19 protein-coding genes are annotated in these 18,794 nt (G+C 44.6%); 4 read left to right on the top strand and 15 right to left on the bottom strand.

The window, feature by feature from the left end:
- Nucleotides 1-17 precede the first annotated feature (17 nt).
- The 4 genes from LHL20_RS01485 to LHL20_RS01470 form a co-directional block, all read right to left on the bottom strand.
- Nucleotides 18-488, bottom strand: coding sequence for a hypothetical protein (locus LHL20_RS01485; RefSeq protein WP_226431968.1), 471 nt, complete (start codon nucleotides 486-488; stop codon nucleotides 18-20).
- A 231-nt stretch (nucleotides 489-719) separates the two neighbouring features.
- Nucleotides 720-1,706 (bottom strand): DUF4097 family beta strand repeat-containing protein, encoded by a 987-nt coding sequence (locus tag LHL20_RS01480; protein ID WP_226431967.1) that lies wholly within the window; start codon nucleotides 1,704-1,706, stop codon nucleotides 720-722.
- A gap of 13 nt (nucleotides 1,707-1,719) precedes the next feature.
- The gene (locus LHL20_RS01475) at nucleotides 1,720-2,226 is read right to left on the bottom strand and encodes a hypothetical protein (RefSeq protein ID WP_226431966.1); all 507 of its coding nucleotides are present in this window, start codon (nucleotides 2,224-2,226) and stop codon (nucleotides 1,720-1,722) included.
- Entirely contained in the window at nucleotides 2,219-2,794 is a 576-nt protein-coding gene (locus tag LHL20_RS01470) for an RNA polymerase sigma factor (protein ID WP_226431965.1), read from the bottom strand. The genes LHL20_RS01475 and LHL20_RS01470 overlap by 8 nt, the downstream gene beginning before the upstream one ends.
- Before the next feature lie 124 nt (nucleotides 2,795-2,918).
- On the opposite strand from LHL20_RS01470, the gene LHL20_RS01465 reads away from it, so the two are divergent.
- Nucleotides 2,919-3,557, top strand: coding sequence for an MOSC domain-containing protein (locus LHL20_RS01465; RefSeq protein WP_226431964.1), 639 nt, complete (start codon nucleotides 2,919-2,921; stop codon nucleotides 3,555-3,557).
- Here the strand turns inward: LHL20_RS01465 and LHL20_RS01460 are convergent.
- The 7 genes from LHL20_RS01460 to rpsF form a co-directional block, all read right to left on the bottom strand.
- Entirely contained in the window at nucleotides 3,505-3,945 is a 441-nt protein-coding gene (locus LHL20_RS01460) for a hypothetical protein (RefSeq protein ID WP_226431963.1), read from the bottom strand. The two genes, LHL20_RS01465 and LHL20_RS01460, sit on opposite strands and share 53 nt — an antisense overlap.
- 74 nt (nucleotides 3,946-4,019) lie before the next feature.
- Nucleotides 4,020-5,105 carry an MBL fold metallo-hydrolase gene (locus LHL20_RS01455; protein WP_226432024.1) on the bottom strand — a complete coding sequence of 362 codons (1,086 nt, stop codon included), beginning with the start codon at nucleotides 5,103-5,105 and terminating at the stop codon, nucleotides 4,020-4,022.
- A gap of 135 nt (nucleotides 5,106-5,240) precedes the next feature.
- Nucleotides 5,241-6,329 (bottom strand): efflux RND transporter periplasmic adaptor subunit, encoded by a 1,089-nt coding sequence (locus tag LHL20_RS01450; RefSeq protein ID WP_226431962.1) that lies wholly within the window; start codon nucleotides 6,327-6,329, stop codon nucleotides 5,241-5,243.
- Between the two features lie 13 nt (nucleotides 6,330-6,342).
- Complete coding sequence (locus LHL20_RS01445) at nucleotides 6,343-9,468, bottom strand: efflux RND transporter permease subunit (RefSeq protein ID WP_226431961.1); 3,126 nt, start codon at nucleotides 9,466-9,468, stop codon at nucleotides 6,343-6,345.
- Nucleotides 9,469-9,761: 293 nt separating this feature from the next.
- Nucleotides 9,762-10,214, bottom strand: coding sequence for a 50S ribosomal protein L9 (gene rplI, locus LHL20_RS01440; protein WP_012519953.1), 453 nt, complete (start codon nucleotides 10,212-10,214; stop codon nucleotides 9,762-9,764).
- 26 nt (nucleotides 10,215-10,240) lie between these two features.
- The gene (rpsR, locus tag LHL20_RS01435; RefSeq protein ID WP_012519954.1) at nucleotides 10,241-10,468 is read right to left on the bottom strand and encodes a 30S ribosomal protein S18; all 228 of its coding nucleotides are present in this window, start codon (nucleotides 10,466-10,468) and stop codon (nucleotides 10,241-10,243) included.
- 11 nt (nucleotides 10,469-10,479) lie between these two features.
- Nucleotides 10,480-10,881, bottom strand: a complete 402-nt coding sequence (gene rpsF, locus LHL20_RS01430; protein WP_014951120.1) for a 30S ribosomal protein S6 — start codon at nucleotides 10,879-10,881, stop codon at nucleotides 10,480-10,482.
- Nucleotides 10,882-11,127: 246 nt separating this feature from the next.
- Here rpsF and LHL20_RS01425 point away from each other — a divergent pair, with 246 nt between their 5' ends.
- From LHL20_RS01425 to LHL20_RS01415, 3 genes are all read left to right on the top strand, one after another.
- Nucleotides 11,128-11,415, top strand: a complete 288-nt coding sequence (locus LHL20_RS01425; protein ID WP_014951121.1) for a YebG family protein — start codon at nucleotides 11,128-11,130, stop codon at nucleotides 11,413-11,415.
- A gap of 383 nt (nucleotides 11,416-11,798) precedes the next feature.
- Nucleotides 11,799-12,485, top strand: coding sequence for an ABC transporter ATP-binding protein (locus LHL20_RS01420; protein WP_226432023.1), 687 nt, complete (start codon nucleotides 11,799-11,801; stop codon nucleotides 12,483-12,485).
- Nucleotides 12,479-13,816, top strand: coding sequence for an ABC transporter permease (locus tag LHL20_RS01415; RefSeq protein ID WP_226431960.1), 1,338 nt, complete (start codon nucleotides 12,479-12,481; stop codon nucleotides 13,814-13,816). The genes LHL20_RS01420 and LHL20_RS01415 overlap by 7 nt, the downstream gene beginning before the upstream one ends.
- A gap of 23 nt (nucleotides 13,817-13,839) precedes the next feature.
- On the opposite strand, the gene LHL20_RS01410 is transcribed toward LHL20_RS01415, so the two are convergent.
- From LHL20_RS01410 to LHL20_RS01395, 4 genes are all read right to left on the bottom strand, one after another.
- Entirely contained in the window at nucleotides 13,840-15,423 is a 1,584-nt protein-coding gene (locus tag LHL20_RS01410) for a methyl-accepting chemotaxis protein (protein ID WP_226431959.1), read from the bottom strand.
- A 153-nt stretch (nucleotides 15,424-15,576) separates the two neighbouring features.
- Nucleotides 15,577-17,079 (bottom strand): sensor histidine kinase, encoded by a 1,503-nt coding sequence (locus tag LHL20_RS21155; protein WP_226431958.1) that lies wholly within the window; start codon nucleotides 17,077-17,079, stop codon nucleotides 15,577-15,579.
- A 48-nt stretch (nucleotides 17,080-17,127) separates the two neighbouring features.
- Nucleotides 17,128-18,207: a methyl-accepting chemotaxis protein gene (locus LHL20_RS01400; protein ID WP_226431957.1), complete on the bottom strand. Its 1,080-nt coding sequence runs from the start codon at nucleotides 18,205-18,207 to the stop codon at nucleotides 17,128-17,130.
- 204 nt (nucleotides 18,208-18,411) lie between these two features.
- Complete coding sequence (locus tag LHL20_RS01395; protein ID WP_226431956.1) at nucleotides 18,412-18,792, bottom strand: hypothetical protein; 381 nt, start codon at nucleotides 18,790-18,792, stop codon at nucleotides 18,412-18,414.
- Between the last annotated feature and the right edge of the window lie 2 nt (nucleotides 18,793-18,794).

Raw genomic sequence — 18,794 nt, 5'->3', positions numbered from 1 at the left:
GATTTTGTGGATAACGCTTACAGCGTTTTTTCTAATTTAAAGAAGACACCATCAATGGTGGTATATGCATACGTATTTTCTTGGAACAGCAAGGTCGCACCAAGTGGCTTATCGAGACTTGCACAATCCAGCTGCACTTGAGTAATCGTGTCATCTGAAAAACCAAGCGCCTGTGCAGAAACGTGATACTGACGTTGTAGCTCCTCTACATTCAATTCTTCTGAAGCATAAGTTGGCGTATCACATTGATACTGATCGAGCTTGGCGAAACTGGCCTCATAAGTAATGGAGCGGCCTAAAATACGCTGTGTTTCAAGTCCAGAGCCTGAATCTGCACCTGATTGATAAGATTCAGTCACTACCCATGTGCCTTCATAAAAAGCGGGCTCTTGTACGGCGCAACCTAGTGTCAGTACTGAAATGCTCATTGCGCCTAAAATTAGGCCATGAAAACGCCAAAACCGTTTGAAGTGTCCTGAGATACTCAATGTTTTCTCCTTAAAAACGTGCCTTACCTTCTAACATGATTCAACGACATATGTGGAAAAACATAGAGCAGTAAAAACAGAATTTGTTGCGTAATTGCGCTCAATTACCACGCCTTTACGATGAAAAGAAAAAGCTGCTTAGAAAAGCAGCTTTATGACTCATTGATTAATAAATGTGGACTAAAACACTTTTTTCAACCCACAACAACGATTGCGTTGACTATAGCTTATTCATTTTTCGTCTACTACGATGCGACCGTGAACTGTCGAGATATCTACATTTGCTGCACCGCCATTATTGATAAAACGTAACCAGCTGCTAGGTCCATACTTAGGTTCCTTGGCTTTTTCATCGCTGATTTTGTTGATGATGTCACCACCAGCATGGGCTTCAATATCGAACTGCGCAGACACATCTTTCTGGAACACTAACTCAATCGTGCCGCCAACTGAATTTGCTTTAACACTACCGTTATCATTAACCGACAAACTTGCATAAGTGCGTCCATTTACCGTATTGATGTGAAGAGTATCAACCTCTTGCAAGTTTAGTTCAATACGACCGTTAACCGTTTCTACCTGTACGTCTGGGCTGTTAGATTCAACGCTCACTTTGCCATTTACTGTGGCAACAGACACCTCTTCTTTACCCGTATGCTTCGCGTCGATGTCACCATTCACCGCTTCCGCTTCAAGTCGCCCACGCACATTTGTCATTGAAATATCACCGTTGACCGATTCCACCTCAACTTTTTCGCCTACATCGTTAATTGACACATCGCCGTTAACAACTTCAATATTCACCGAACGCTTGATACCCTCGGCTTTTACGTCTGCATTGACCGCTTCATAGTGCAAATCACTGTCAGCTGGAATGAAGATAGTGAGGTCATCACCGTCTTTACTCTTTTTGTACCAACTCTTGTTACTGCGCTCTACTTCAACGTGGATAACGACAACATCACCGCGCTTTTCAAATACAAACTCTTCTGTATCATCACCCAATTCGCCTGTAACCCTTACCTGAGACTTATCCCACACGCGAATGTCTGCCTTACCATTGACGTGCTCAATATCGACTTTAGGTGACGAAGAAGTATCAAGGGTTTTGTCTACTTTCTCCCCTGCGCTCACACTAAGTGCGATTGTTAGTAACACCGTTGCGCCAAACGCCTTTGTCATCATTTTAGATAGTTCCGTCATTTTCTTACTCATCATTATCTTACCCTTATTAAATTTGCTGCCACTTTGGCGCGTGCACTCGCTCAATTAAGGCAATTTGCTGTTGATATACGTGATGTAACATTTTGATTAGCGCCGAATTATCAGGATCTTCCTTCAACGCGGCTTTAATGGCATCTGCTGCATCATCTAATTCTTTTAATTGCTGTTGCCAGTCTTCAGTTAACGCTGGCGTACTTTGGTAACTTGCTAGCAAGCTACTGACTTGTTGTTGCTGCTGCGTACTCATTGCATCGATTAAGGCGTAATTGTCACTGCGCGGGTCATCAAGCTTAAAAGCAAAAGGCGCCGAAAACCACAATACCGTAACTAGGCACACACTTGCGGCAATGGCCATCCACTGCTTGGGCGTAACGCCTTGATTATTGGTATTTGCCTCGCTATCTTTTTGCGCTTCAATACCCAGTTCAATTCCGCGAAATAAATCACGCTCGGGTTGTTTTTCTTTGTTCAGTTCAGCGATATGTCGCGCGAGTTGTTCATCAAAATTACTCATTGTCATACCCCATAAATTCTTTCAAAAGCTGCTTTGCGCGAAAAAACTGCGCTTTACTTGATCCCACCGCCATGTTCAGCATATTCGCAATATCTTCGTGGCGATAACCTTCCAATGCATGCAGTACAAACACCATTCGAGCACGCTCTGGCAACCGTATAACAAGTGCTTCTAAATCAATGTCAGTGCTATCTGACTCAGCCGTCATCTCATGGATGCTACTCGCTTCAAGATTGAACATGCGTTGGACCCATCCTTTTTGCTTACGAATGTAAGAAATGGTTATGTTTGCCGTTACGCTATGTAGCCACGTTGAAAATTGACTTTGACCATCGAAATTTTCAAGCTTTCGCCACAGCTGAATAAACACCTCCTGAGAAGCATCTTCAGCCATTCCTTTGTCACCTGTAAGTCGATAGCATAAGGCGTAGACTCTACCAATATGTTTGTCGTACAGCTGGCGAAACGCGTGCTTGTTACCCTGCTTTGCCGACGCGATCAAATTCTCTTCGTCTTTGCTACCAAACACCACATTGGCGTGTACAACACGTTGTTGTGTGTGTTCCATGTTGTTCTCTTAATCGTTATATGGATTAGCGCCTTTTTCATCGTGGCACTTGTTAGTGTTATAAGGTTAGTCGTACCCTATAGGAGAAAGGTTTAAATGCACAAAATATTTTTTTGGAGAAACCATGACGTCATCGTTTAAAGTGAATGGACTTTTTGCTGGGAAGCCACAACCGCTAGGGCCTAGAGGTGCACCCAGTAGTATTATAAAAAGTGCAGTAAATACATTAACCGTCAATATAGATAGCACTGATGAAGATGAGCAAGCCAACCTACGTCTTCATGGTGGACCTGAGAAGGTACTTCACCAATTCTGTCCAACTAACTATCTTACCCTTGCAAAACACTTTCCCGATGGCGAATTTTCTGTGGGTAGTATCGGTGAAAACATCAGTGTTGAAGGCATGGATGATGCGACTGTCTGCATTGGCGATATATGGCAATTTGGCGATGTGGAATTGCAAGTGAGCGCGCCTCGCGCGCCATGTAACAAGATATCGCTGCGCTATGGTATCGCTAATCTGGATCGCTTTGTGGGCGAGCGAGGTATAACGGGTTGGTACTATCGCGTCATTAAAACCGGCACTATTAGTGTGGGTGACACAGTCACTCTCCTGCACCGAGAGCCTGACACTGTTGATGTACATACGTTAATGCAATGCGCGCATACAAAAGTCGATGCTGCACTGGCAGCTAGGCTTGCAGCTTTGCCTACGCTGGACGATGAATGGCGTTTAAAGTGTGAGAAAATAGCAAATAAATAGTACTGTCTAACCAGTTTTGCGGTGCCCCCGCTTCTTCTTTGATAAGTGGGGAGAACTGCTTGTTAACTGCCTGCAATAGGGGCGCAAGCTGCGATGGTGCGTTAACGTATATAGACAGCGCACAATAATGCTCTGAACACGTTAAATAATAACCCACCTCTTCTTGGCGATATTTTTCAAATATCGACTTTATCGTACCTTTGAAGACGTATTGTTCTGAGGGGTAGGCAACCGAGTATTCAACTGTTGTTGTACAACTCTGTATACACACGTTAAATGGCGCTGGCTGTGTGGCAGGCGCTTGTTTCAAAAAGTAGCTGCAAGCGCCTATATAACCGAACAGGCTAAAAGCAAAAAATAAGACGACTTCCTTGCGCGTTGTGAACATATTCAATCCTTGAATGTAAAGCTGCATTGAAGAAACTGGAGAAAAATTAGTCCAATCTTACGTACTCTACAAGATTAAAATTTCACCGACTCTCCTTCATTTAACACATACCACGGCACATCAGTATTTAGCTGTTCTTTCATATGTAGCAATCGAAATAAGGCTGAATGTGATGTTTTATCTCCCATTCGCCAGCTAGCATTGCCGTACCCCCAAGGGATCACAACCTTACAGTTGAGCTCTTGAGCGGCAATAATCGCATCTTCTGGCGTAGTATGTACTTTTCGATACCACCTAGGGGACTCTTCACTGAAATACGACGCGATAGGTAAAAGACACACATCAATAGGTCCATAGCGTTCATTGATGTCTTTAAAGTGCGGTGAGTAGCCAGTGTCGCCAGCAAAAAATAATGTGTATCCGTTATTCTCTAGCACCCATCCGCCCCACAGTGTAGCGTTGTTGTCTTCGTGAATAAAGGGAACCCAAATGCGATTACTAAAATGGTGAGCTGGCACGAAGTGCGCCGTTGTGCGGTTTATTTGTTGCGAACTAAACCACGCCATTTCTTTAATGGCATAGCCGTTATCCTCGAAATGCTCGGCAAACCCCAAAGGCACAAGGTAAGTGGGCTGATTACCAAGTTCACTTATATCGGCTTTGTTAAAGTGGTCATAGTGAATATGGGAATATAACACCGCATCCGTATTCGCTAACTCTTCATCAGTTAGCAGTGAAGCTGGCTCGCGATTGAATCCTTCAGACAGCCTAAATGCCCAGTTAACAGGCCAATCGAATTGTCCAAATACGGGGTCGATAAGAAATTGCTCACCACTGTCTGTGGTAATTGCAAAACTTGCATGCCCAAGCCATTTAATCGAGAAACCAGTGTTTAAATCTATCGACGGGCGATCCCCTTGGTACTGACAATGCTGCATAGTATCCTCGCACACAATATCTTTCGTGGCAGGGTAACAATCGCCTTCACACGTTACGGGGTAGTCTTTGAAATCATCATAGATATTGCTGAATCTGTCTTCGTAGCCTTCAACGTCAGTGTATGTGATGACAGAATTTTCACCCTCAACACGCTCTACATTATTTTGCGTTGCACATCCAACTAATATACCCACTGATAATGTGATCGCACTTCCCTTTATTGCTGTACTTGCGTTGCGATATAAACGGGTGCTGACTATTTTTTGCTTCACTAAACATACCTGATAAACACCATTAATAATCAGGCACTTTACCTAATTTGTGGGGCAACTGCCCCACTTAAGCGTAAGAAATTATTAATTTTTGGCGGTTAGCGTACTGTTTGTTTCTTCGAATCTTACTTTCTGACCTTCGCGTAGACGCTCTGCGCCACGCACTACCACATACTGCGATGGATTAATTTCGCCGAACACTTCAATACGTTCGCCTAGGCCCACACCCGTACGAACTTTGACCTGCTGAGCTTCGTTATTTTCGTTGAGCTGATAAATGTAAGTCCCTGATTTTCTAAGTACCAGTGCATCGCGAGGGATCGTAACGCCGTCATGGGTATCGCTACTGGGAATCGCGACCCTCACTGCGCTGCCTATTGGAAAGTCGCCGGGTTTTATTGCTATGCGTAGCTCCATCATTCTGGAGTTAGCGTTACCCACAGGCACAATGGCTCTGATTGCTTCTTCTACCTGGTGCGTTTTACTTTGCACACTGACAGCCATACCACTTTCAATATAAGGCAAAACAGTGAGTGGTGCGCGTACCTGTACTTCTACGTTATCTGGATTCACTACACGTAACAGGGTTTGCCCAACACCTGTATATTCACCGGGTGACTGAAGTCGTTCAACAACCAATGCGGTAAAAGGCGCTTTTACTCTGCTTTGAGCAAGTTGGTATTCGGTAAACGACAAGTCTAGCTTTGCTTGTGCCAACTCTTGCTTTGCATTCTCTAAATCAGCCTCAACAGCATCAAGTTCTCCCTGCGACATGTTATTATTGGCTTTAAGGTTTTCATAGCGCGCTAGACGCTTTTCAAACAACGTAACTTGAGACTGCCATTGCGCTATGTTTGATTTGTTTTGGTTTAATGTGATGTTTAGGCGCGTATCATCTAAAACGACGAGCGGTTCACCGGCGCGGATGATATCCCCTACTTCAGCCATCCACGTAATGCGACCATCAACTTCAGAAGCCAAGTTCGCATCAGTTTGACTTAGAATAGTACCTGGTACCCACGTGAGTTGAGATATAGCTTGTTCACGGGCCTCATCAACTTGCACTAGCACCGGCGGTGGAGCGCTATTTTCCTGTGCCAATGATGCCTGCGAGAAGGAAACTAACGTCAATGCTGACATACCCAAAACAACTGAACGCGTTAATGTTTTCATGAGACTAAATCCTTTATAAATGATCACTGTGTTTGTTTAGTTTCACTGCTCTAGGTGTAATACCTCCCACAGTGTCATGTGAAATTGGGGTGACGGCTTTGCTGCCCGTCATTCTCAACAACGTAGGCAGAAGCAATAAAGTGAACACGGTACTCACGGTCATTCCACCAACGATTACGGCAGCCAAACCGCGGTATATCACACTGCCTGCACCAGGCATAAGTAACAGGGGCAACATGCCAAATATTGATGTCAGCGTGCTCATAAAGATGGGGCGCAGGCGCAGTTCAATGGCTTGCTCAACGGCTGCGTCACGACTTAGCCCCTTCTGTTCACCAAGTCGGGTTTGATGCACGAGCAAGATGGCGTTGTTCACCACCAAGCCTAATAAAATAATGAAGCCAATCATGGTTAATAAATCCATGGGTTGGAACATGAAGGTATTCATTATGCGTATCGCTACCACACCACCCACTGTGGCAAGAGGAATAGACAGTACAACCAACACACTATCTTTCAGTGACTTAAACAGCCCTGCCATTAGCAGTAATAATAGAATCATGGCAAAGAGGAAGTTATCAGCCATTGATGAAATAGCGCCTTTAAGGCTATCTGCGCTACCACCATAGTTGATGGCACCGTCAGATGGCATCATGCTCATGATGACGGGCTCTACCTCTGACTTAATGACATTCATGGCTTGTTCAAGACTCATTCCTTCGGGCGGATTAACGTTTATCGTCAAGGTACGACGACCTTCAATACGCTGAATTCGACTTGGACCTACCGCGCGTTCAATTTCAACCAAATCAGCCAGTTGCACCACTTCACCAACTGGCGTCATGATGGGGGTGCTACCTAAATCTTCAGGTGTTTGCCACGGTTCAGAGCGAAAAATAATGTTCATGCGCTTTATGCCATCGAAGTACTCACCCACATACATACCGTCGCCCATAGCACGCACGAGGTTACCCATGCCGCCGCGATTAAGTCCGACTTCCATCATTCTGCTATCGTTTGGATAAAAACGCAGTTCAGGTTCAGCCTGTTCTAGCGGCGGATTAGAGCGCGCATTGGCATTGGGAAAGACTTCTCGAAGCTTATCTAAACCAGCTTGTGCAGCAATACCCAACATATCTTGGTCAGTACCTTGCAGATGAATAGCAATGGAGCGCCCATTACCAAACCCACCAAACAAGTTACCTTGTTGGGCAAAGGCCTGCGTATCAGGAAGATCTTTAAGGATTTCATCACGCACGATAGTTTCAAGCTCTTTCACTTTAGACTGGTCTTTCGCCCGCACCCCTAATGTACCGCCATTAGGCCAGGTGATAATGTAGTAATTTTTTAGGGCAGGCTGCTTCTCACCATCCATGTAGGGCTTTAATCGTTCAACGACAATCGGGATAACTTCTTCAGAAATGAAATTTTCACTGGCACCTGCTGGCAGACTTAAGAAGGCGTCGACAGCATCGCGTTTCACTGGCGGCAGATAGTCCATCGAAGGCATTAATAGCATGCTTCCCGTAATTGGAATGCCCATTAATGTAGCGACGAGAACAACCCTTCTTAGTGGTGTTGAAGACAGACGCATGATCGTCTGGGTTATTTTTTCCCAAACACGTTTCAAACTATCTTCAGGCATATCGCCTTGTAGATAACGGGCCGCCACTACGGGTAGTACCGTAACCGCCACAATTAACGACATACATACCGCAATGGCAATAGTAAGCGCTAGGTCCGCAAATAGTTGTCCTTCTACATCTTCGAGAAACATAACCGGAATAAATATAGCTACGGTGGTGGCTGTTGACGCCATCAGTGCACCAAACACCTCTTTAGTGCCCTTGTATGCACTTTCTTCGTCGCTACCTACGCTCTTTCGCGTACGTACTATGTTTTCAAGCACGACAATGGCCGCATCGAGTACCATGCCAACGGCAAATGCAAGCCCTGCCAATGAGATAATATTTAATGAGCGCCCCGTCAGTTGAAGCACGACAAAGGTACTTAGAAGCGAGATCGGGATAGCCAATGCCACAATAAGTGTTGCGCGAAGCTGTCTCATAAACAGCCACAGCACACCAATAGCAAGTGCCACACCTATAAACAGGTTACTCGTTACTAGCTGCACCGCGCGATAAATAAATACTGATGCGTCAAAGCTTTGTGCCATCACCAATTGCTGCGCAGCAAGATCATTGCGATTGATTTCATCGACTTTTGCCTTAACCGCCTCAAGCGTAGCCAATACGTTGGCATCATTTTGTCTGTCAACGCGAATAGAAATTGCTGGGTTGCCGTTTTGTACGCTTGCGTTATTGCCATCAGCACGTGTAATTTTTATCTCAGCAATGTCATTTAACGTTATCGGGCTACCGTCACGCCATTCAAGGATCATCTCACCCATTTGAGTGGGTTGATAACGACCTTCAAAGCGCAGTGTGTAACGTCTGCGACCAACATCGACGAACCCGCCAGAAATATCATTGGCGCGACCAAGTTCATTGGCAACTGCACTTAAGTTAATACCCAGTTGCGCAGCTTTAAATGGGTCAAAGACAATTTGGAATTCTTCAACGCCACCAACGCCACTTTCCATCCTTGCTCGTGCTACGCCAGGAATAGATTCCAGCTGGGGCTTAATTACATCTGTAAAATAAGTAACGTAAGTATTAATTTCATTAGGGTTACCGGGCAAGCGTTGTAAGAAGAAATAGGTAAGCGCGGGGGCATCACCACCGCTGCCTGCAAGCATAATGTTGGGGGAAAGGGCATCCCGTGGAAGAGGTGGAACACGGTTCATGCGACTTATCACTTCAATAAGCGTTTTTTGCATGTCCGTACCTAAACCAAACTCAAGGTTTATCCATGCATTACCCTGGTTAGCCCATGCGCTCATCGACTCAAGCCCAGGTATACCCTGCAAAACCTCTTCTTGAGGCTCAATTATCTCTGATTCTATTTCTTGCGGGGACGCAGCCCGCCACGAAGTTTGAATATTGATATAGGGGCGATCAATATCGGGAAATAACTGAACGGGTAAATTAAATAGACTGTAAAGCCCAAGAAATACCAACAATGTAATGCCGATACCTACCCCAGTTGCGTTTTTTATTGCTGCACGAGTGATGTCCATAACGTGGTACTTATGCTTTTTATAGTTCGATTTACTATAGGTCGCAGAAGTGACAGAAAAAGTTTAAAACTGTGATACGAAGATTATTAGCGATAATTAACATTTCTTTTAAATGTGGTTTAAAAACCGCTATTTATCGCAGATAAGTGGACTTGGATTTTAGGTTATTGGTCGAGATTGTAATTAATTTGTTACATTTCACAGAGTCGACAAATATACGAAACTCTGTGAGTAGTGACAAACAGGCACAAAAAAGCCGCTCAAAAGAGCGGCTTTTTCAAATACGTCAGCGATTACGCTTCAGCAATGATGATCACTTTGATTGAAGTGATAACGTCAGAGTGAAGTTGTAAGTCGATGTCATACTCACCAGTCTCACGAAGAGTACCAGTAGGTAGTTTAACTTCTGCTTTTTGTACTTCAACGCCAGCTGCAGTGATTGCATCAGCGATGTCACGAGTACCAACAGAACCAAACAGTTTACCTTCGTCACCAGCTGGTGCTGCGATTGTAACTTCAGCAAGCTCAGCAACTTTTTCAGCGCGTGCGTTAGCAGCAGCTAGTTGCTCAGCAATTTTCGCTTCAAGTTCAGCACGACGTGCTTCGAACTTTTCAACGTTGTCTTTAGTTGCAGGAACCGCTTTACCCTGTGGGAAAAGGAAGTTACGAGCGTAACCAGACTTTACAGTCACTTGGTCGCCCAGGCCGCCAAGGTTGGCGATTTTATCTAGTAGGATGATATTCATCTTAGCTAACCCTTATTTTCGCCAAATTACTTGTGTGAATCAGTGTACGGAAGCAACGCAAGGAAACGTGCGCGCTTGATCGCAGAAGACAGCTGACGCTGATATTTTGCGCTTGTACCAGTAATACGGCTAGGGACAATTTTACCGCTCTCAGTGATGTAGTTCTTAAGAGTAGCGATATCTTTGTAATCGATTTCAGTCACACCTTCTGCAGTGAAACGGCAGAACTTACGACGTCTGAAAAAACGAGCCATGGGTGATCTCCTTAAGCGTTGTCTTCAGTGGTTTCAGTTTTCTTTTCCGCGCGGTCTTGGCGAGGAGCAGAATCGTCACGACGCTCACGACGAGGCTCTTCTTTCATCATTGGAGAAGGCTCAGTCACAGCAGTCTTAGTGCGCATAACCATGTTACGTAGGATCACGTCGTTGAAACGGAAAGCATTTTCCAATTCATCAACAGCTTCTGCAGACGCTTCAGCATTGATTAGTACGTAGTGGGCTTTGTGCAGCTTTTCAATTGGGTAAGCCAGTTGACGACGGCCCCAATCTTCTAAACGATGAATCTGACCACCGTCTTGCTTTAGGATTGTGGTATAACGCTCGATCATACCAGGTACTTGTTCACTCTGATCAGGGTGAACCATAAATACGATTTCGTAATGACGCATTATAGCTCCTTACGGTTGTAGCCTCGACAGTACAGCCGACTGTATGGAGACAAGGAACGAATTGGGATGGCTGTAAGGGCGCGCATTATACGCAGCGGTTACCAATTGCACAAGCATTAATCACCTTTAAAACGGCTTGTTACCCTTCTCTCACTAATAAAACTCAAACATTTAATAAAAATACTGTTTATTTGTACAGTAAAATGCTGTACAGTTTTTGTGTCTTTAATAAACAGGGGACCTACCATGGCCATTACCACACAGTATGTTGTTACGCACAAAGGGGTAGAAAAATTGGTAACTACCGACAAAAAAGAAGCCGATCAGTACGACAAAATGCTCGACGCTGCAGACAATCTTGCCGACTACATTCATGCGAAGGGCATCAAACTAGACGATAGCGTAGTAGAAGAACTGACAATTATGCTGTCAAAAAACAAAGATAAAATTAGCAAAATCTTTAAAGGTGCTACTGCAGAAAGCGTGTTAGAAGACGAAAGCGCAGAAGTTGTGAAGCTACAGGCTAATGGTTAACGTTTTACATTAGAACACACCATAAATACAAAGCTGCACTAGACAACTTAACTCGTTTCTGCGAGCAAAAACTTATCTGATACTGTAGTCGCTATTGTTATTTGATAACATAACGCGACCTACAGCGCTTAGGCTCAAACCTTTATTATTTGTTACACGGCTTATGGTTTATTCTTGTGATTTGGCCTTGTGGTTTAGCTGTGTGGTTTTGCCATATGGTATTGAGAACACGCTGTAATTTGAGCGAGTTGAAAAACATAGTGTTAAGCTAAAGGCGCTTTAGTTCACTGCTATTAGGTTGTCAGAAATTACAGGTTTAAAAGAGTGTGATAAAAAACGAATTGTCGATAGTCCACAACGCGCCAGCCATCGAAGTAAACCAGATGCGGTTTGCTTACAACAAATCAGTGTCACCACTACTGGCCATAGACAAATGGCAAGTTGCAGAGGGCGAACATATTTTTCTCTCGGGCCCCTCAGGCAGTGGTAAAAGTACATTGCTCAACTTACTAAGCGGCACACTCACACCAACAAGTGGCGAAATATCCTTACTCGGCCGCCCTTTTTCAACGTTATCAAATCGTCAGCGAGATAATTTTAGGGCACAGCACATCGGTGTCGTATTTCAACAGTTCAATTTAATTCCCTATCTAACAGTCGAACAAAATATTCGTGCGGCTGCTTACTTTGCCAAAAACACATTAGGTAGTGACGCCCTCAGCCAGAAAATTCAACGCTTAATCGAAAAGCTCCAATTGCCTGATAATGTGTTAAGCGAACAAGCAGATGCTTTGAGCATTGGACAGCAGCAACGCGTCGCTATTGCACGAGCGCTAGTCAACGCGCCACAAATTTTAATTGTAGATGAACCAACGTCTGCGTTAGATGTAGCCGCGCGAGATAGTTTCATGTCTCTACTTAAAGAAGTTGCAAAAGACAGCACCTTGTTGTTTGTCAGTCACGATCCAGCAATGGCCGCCTATTTCAAAACGCATATAGACATTAAGGAACTGCTTGCCAACGGCACTAAAAGGCAGGGTAATGCGGGTGAAGGAGCGGGCCAATGCTAACTACAATTGCACTAGCGAGTTTAAAACGACGCAAGCACACCGCATTGTTGACCTTGTTAAGCATCACCATTAGCGTTTGTCTTTTGCTCACGGTTGATATTGTGCGTACTCAAGTTAAAACCAGCTTCACACGCACGGTCTCGGGTGTTGACTTAATTGTTGGCGCACCAAGCGGGCAGCTTAATTTGTTACTTTCGTCGGTTTTCAACGTTGGAACACCATCTAAAGGGATCCCATGGAATAGCGTTGCATCCCTTGAATCGAACAAGCAAGTGGCATGGATAATTCCATTGTCATTAGGCGACACCCACAAAGGGTTTCGTGTTATAGGCACAAACAATCAATTTTTTACGCACTTTAAGTATGGTGATAAGCAAGCGCTTGCTTTCGCCCATGGAAGCAACTTCACCCAACCTCTGTCTACCGTGGTAGGTGCCGATATTGCGCAAACGCTCGGCTATAAGGTAGGCGACAAAATCGTAATATCCCATGGCTTGGGTAACGTGTCGTTCAATAATCACGATACCCACCCATTTGTCATAGCTGGGGTCCTTGAAAAGACAGGCACGCCTGTCGATAAGGCCGTTTATGTAACCCTTGAAGGGTTAGAAAAAGCGCACAGCCACCAAGCTGGGGGCAAAAATAGTTCAATGCGTTCTATTAGCAAGCCCAAACTCGATGAGCATGAGCATGAACATGAACATGAACATGAACATGATGAGAACAATGTAACTGAACATAACGCAACTGAGATTCGCTACAACAGTAATGAGTTCGCACCACAGCAAGTGTCTGTTGTTATGTTGGGGCTTAAAAACCGTGTTACCGCGCTTCAACTGCAATACCAATTAAATCAGAATAATGACACACCGTTAATGGCAATTTTACCGGGTATGGCGCTTGCTGAGTTATGGCAAATTATGGGGAATATCGAAGCCTTACTGCTAGGCTTATCATCTATCATTGTGATTAGTGCGTTAGTTGGTTTAGCAACAATGCTATTGGCGAGTATGCGCGAGCGCTATCAAGAAATAGCCGTGCTACGCACTATTGGGGCTGGGCCTTTTACTTTATTACTGCTTATTCAATTAGAAGCGCTATTTATTACGCTTGTCAGCCTGATACTCAGTGTAGTTTTGGTAGCGGGGCTAATCACAGCGATAAAACCATGGCTTAGCAGTGAATATGGTTTGTTCATCACTGGGCAACTTTTTGGTCAAAGCAGTGCAATTATCGGCTCACTTGTGCTTGTTAGTACTTATATCGTTTCATTATTCCCAGCAATTGCCGCTTATAGACGTGGCTTACATGCAGGTCTAAATAGCAAATAGGCGGGTTGCCCCGCCTATTCAAGTTATTCGCCTACGCGCTTGTTGGTACTAAAACGTAAAATGAGCTCATGAACTTGATTAACAGTGTTTTTCAAGTCGTTACTTGCTGCCAGTGACGCTTCAGAAGAACGCTGCGTTTCCGCTGCACCATCAGCAACTTCTACGAGCTGTTGGTTTATATGTTCGGCTACCGTACTTTGCTCTTCAACCGCAGATGACATTTCAACGGTGGCGTCGGCTATCCCTTTAACCGCATTGTTGATTTCAAACAGGGCTCCTCGCGTTTCTTCAACAATATTACTGCCGTGCTCAGCAGACGCTAGTCCTTCTGTGGATACGCGAACGGCGCGGTCTGAGCGCTCGGCAAGCTCGCTGATAATATTGTGAATTTTGTCAGTGGACTCACGGGTTTTTGATGCCAGCGTACGTACTTCATCAGCTACCACAGCGAAGCCTCGACCTTGTTCGCCTGCGCGCGCTGCTTCAATGGCTGCATTTAGTGCAAGTAAGTTTGTCTGCTCAGCAATGGTAGAAATTATATTAGCTGCCTCGCCGATGTCACTCGTGGATTGCGCTAGTTCTGTAACGGTTTCTGAGATCGACTCAACCGCTTTTCTCAATGAGACAATAGCCTGCATAGCCTCTTCGGCTTTTTGATTACCAGTACTGACATTTTCAGCGGCAGAGCGCGCACTTTTTGCGTTACTCTCTACTCGCTCAGCGACTTCTTGTATAGCTTGGCTCATTTGCGTTACCGCAGAGGCTATTTGTTGTGTCGCTTGATTTTGCTGAACAACTGCCGCACTTGTGCTTTCAGCTTGCTCATGCGTAGTATTTGAAATGGCTTCCAACCCCGCAGAAGCGTCTTTAATACGCGTTAGCGCCGTTCGCGTTCTTGCAAGCTCGCAACCGAGCGCCAATTTAGCTTGCGCCACGTGTTTCGCATCAGGAAAATAGGTTTGCGCGACTATGTCGTTGCTGTAGCTTTCAGGGCTCAATGAAAGTACCCCATTCCACTCGCTGCGCGATTTTGCATCTTGGGCAAAGGTAGATATGAGAAGTGCGCCCAATGCAATGAGTGCTGGCACTAGCCCACTGGTCGCGCCTAACGATATGACCAGTAACACACCTATCAACAACGTTGGCCACAAACGACCTATCATTTGACTTAGCTGTGTCGTGGCAGGAATAGGTGATTTACCGCTTTGTAAGCGGGCGTACACTTCACTTGCACGTGCAATTTCATCTTCAAGTGCAGGAACGCGAACTGACTCGTAGCCTGAAATACTGTTACCTTCGTAAACGGGTGTTACAAACGCCGACACCCAATAATGGTCGCCGTTTTTACGTCTATTCTTTACTAACCCAAGCCAGCTTTGGCCTGATTCCAGTGTACGCCACATTTCCTTGAAAACAGGGGAGGGCATATCTGGGTGGCGGATCAAATTGTGGTTCTTACCGATAAGTTCGTCTCGGGTGTATCCACTCGCTTCAATAAATTCTTGGTTACAATGCTTAATAACACCGCGTTTATCGGTCGACGAAATCAGCCTGTGATGTTTGGGGAATTTATATTCTTTTTGGGTAACCGGCTGGTTGTTTCTCATAAAATGCTCTCTCCGTTCAGCAATGTCATATCCCATCAGAAAACTGAACATGTACCTTGTTAAGACTAGATCAAAAAATCGACACGTCTAGTAAAAACGAAAAATCGTAGAACGTTACTATTTTTCAGAGAGTTATAGCAAGCATTTAATACTTTAGACTAATGGCAAAATAAGCGTTATTTGCGTGCCCTTACCTTCTTCACTTTGTATATCAATTTCGCCATTGTGTTCTTCAACTATAGTCATGGAAATCGACATGCCTAATCCGGTGCCATCACCGGGTGGTTTAGTGGTAAAAAAAGGCGTAAACACTTTCTGCAAGACATCTTGAGACATACCTATTCCTTCATCTTCGACGATGAGTAGCGCTTTATCATCGCGCTTTTCAACTTTTAGATAGATATGCTTTCCTTCCGGAGTGGCGTAAATAGCGTTAGTTAAAAAATTCACTAACACTTGTTGAATCTGCCCGGCATTTCCCATAAATGCCACATCGCCGTGCTCGGCCACCAATGACACTTGGTTTTTATAGCGATGTAGGTTGTTGGTGAGTTTCATGGCTGAATTCATAGACTCAATGGCACTTAACTTTACGTGTTTTCCAGAACCCGGGTAGGAAAAGCTTCTTAGCGCTTTCACTATTTCAATGATGCGCTCAATTCCCTCTAGCGACTCATCAAACATTTCCTTTATCTCAGCTGCACTCTCATTTAACGAGTAGCCTTTTTCACATTCGTGAAACTTATCCTTTAGCTCGCCCCCGGCCTCGTTACATAGTCTGCCTATGTCCGCTAATGCATGTTGATAGTCGTTAAAAATCTCTTTAGCTACAACAGTGTTACTTCTTACGTAACCGATGGGATTATTAATTTCGTGGGCTATACCTGCGGCAAGTTGACCTAACATTGCCATCTTGTCTGCGCTAACTAATCTCGCTTCCAATGTATCACGATCTTTTTTGATAGAGCTCAGTTCATCTTGCTGATGGTTAAGCAAACTTTTTTTACTTTGATAACGAGAGTTAAAGTTGATGTAGTGCTTTGTGGTGTCCAGCACAAATAACATTTCTTCATCAAGGCTATCATCGTTGGTCAATAAAGCTAACCAAGCAAATTCCCCTTTAGTTACCTCGTGCATAAAATGCAGCACACGAGCTTCTTGTTTTGTGTCAGGCCTCTCTGCCACACTGATACACCAGTGCTCGTAGCTTTCCTCTAAATGTAAAGGCAATGTCTCGAGAAACAACGCGGTAATATCAGTATTGCTTTGCCACTCACCTTTACCCATTAAGATGCTGTCGTCGTCTCCGACAACGATTTTTTTATCCTTAACAATGAGAGCTTTGCCACAATAAGCGCCACTGAATTCAACCGCAGATGACAATGCAGAATGAATAAAGCCCTTAGAGCTCTGCGACTTGGTAAGTTCTGCTGCGGTGCGATTGAGATAAAGAAGTTCACGCTCTCGCTTTTTCGAGTCGCTTAGCGACTTGCGAAGCGCTTGATTTGCCAGATAGGCATCTTGAGAATAACTTTCTAGAAAGGACTCTGCATTTTTTCGTGCAATTTTTTGACGTTTTAGCTGACGCTCTAACGAATTGACCCGAGCTTCAAGCGAAGCAATTCTCTCTTGCTCTGCAGAATAGGAACCACTCACTCAAAGCCCCTTTAGTCAATGGCGCATCAGCCGATGCGCCCCATTGTGTTAGCCTGCCAACCTGTCTAGCAATGCCATTACACGATGACTGGCCTGCTCCATTTCTAAGAGCTTGGCATCAGCCTCGGCAGTATTGCCATTAAGCTTTGCTTGCATAGCAGCGATACCGTGTTTGTGAACTGCTGCATGTGGCGCTTCCAACTCTCTAAATGCAGCGTTCTGTGAAACTGGCTTGCCTGAATTTTCACTATACCAACGGCCAAGACGACAGCTTGTATGATCGCCAAAGTCAGATACCGCTTTTTGGCTGTAGCCACACAACACCGCATATACGTCGGCTTTCCACACAACGTGATCAAGCTTCACAGTTTGAATAAATGTGCTCAACACACCATCGTTGATGGTGTTTTTCATGCTGTCACAATGCTGAACCATGCTTTCATAACTACCGTTCAGTTCATTGATACCGGCCTCAAGCTGCTCATTGTTACCACGTAATTCGTTAACACCTGATACCGCTTTTGACGTTGACTGGATGATGCCGTTAACGAGTTCAGATACTTCTGTTGCCGACTTATTGGTTTCAGTAGCAAGTGCACGTACTTCATCTGCCACAACACTAAACCCACGGCCTGCATCACCAGCTCGCGCCGCTTCAATTGCCGCATTAAGTGCAAGTAGGTTTGTTTGGTCAGAAATACTGGTAATTGTGGTTACAAATTTATTGATGTTGTCAGCCGTTGTCGACAGGCCAGAAATACGTTCGCTCATGCTGCCCATCTGAACGTTAAGACCGCTCATGTCACTCACAATTTTCTTTAACGTGGCTGCTGACGAACTAAAAATGTCGTTAATGTCGGCACTAGATTGATTCTCAGCATCTATGCGTTCGTAAGTCGCCAGCACAGTTTCGCGGATACCTGCTATTTGCGACAGCGCATCTACCGCACATTTCATCACAACAGAATCGTTCTGCGCGCTTTTTTGCGCAGCCGATTCAACAGATGCCAAAAGCTCAGCATTTTCTGCTTCTAACGCTGCAACTTTGTCCATAGCGTCTTGTACGCGCGCTTCTAGCTGACGAACCTGCGCGTCTTTTTCTTCATATTTACTGCGAGAAACAAACATAAGTATTTACCAGTATTGTTGTCGTTATAAGTACTACTAATCAGATTAACAGAATTATGAGTAACTTAACCATTAGTCTGAAGTAGAGTTATTAGAACATTTGAGCTTTGCAATTGTTATTAGTAACAAAAAAATAACAAGGAAAGCCAGTAATAATTAGAGCGTGTTATTGTTTATCGGCAAAGATAAGAAAAAGCTGACAATTTATTTCGGCAAAAGATGAGGGGCTAAGGGTGGACGTCTCGCAGAAACTTTAGGGCCATACCATGTCGACAAATAATCAAGAATATCTTCTTCTGCATCGCCCAGTGGCCACAACTTTTGGGTTTCTTGCATCCAACGTATGGTTTCTAGCCAACGTTCTCGGCTCATAGCGTTTTGCGTGATAAGTGATGGTGAGTGACACGCACTGCAGTGGGCTTGAACCAGACTCATACCCTTAGCTATTACAAGCCCAGATTGAGGGTCGTTGCTTTGGGTAGAATTGACTATCGCCGCGCTCTTGTCGGCGGCCACAGTATGCACTGACGAGGACAGTAAACACAGTGTAAATGTACAAACATAGGAAAGAATACGAAAAGTCATGC

This window comes from Alteromonas sp. McT4-15, assembly GCF_020515205.1.
In the GTDB taxonomy this organism is placed as follows: domain Bacteria; phylum Pseudomonadota; class Gammaproteobacteria; order Enterobacterales; family Alteromonadaceae; genus Alteromonas.
Note: the sequence above shows the minus strand (reverse complement) of the source record. Positions and strands in the feature narration are given on the sequence as shown.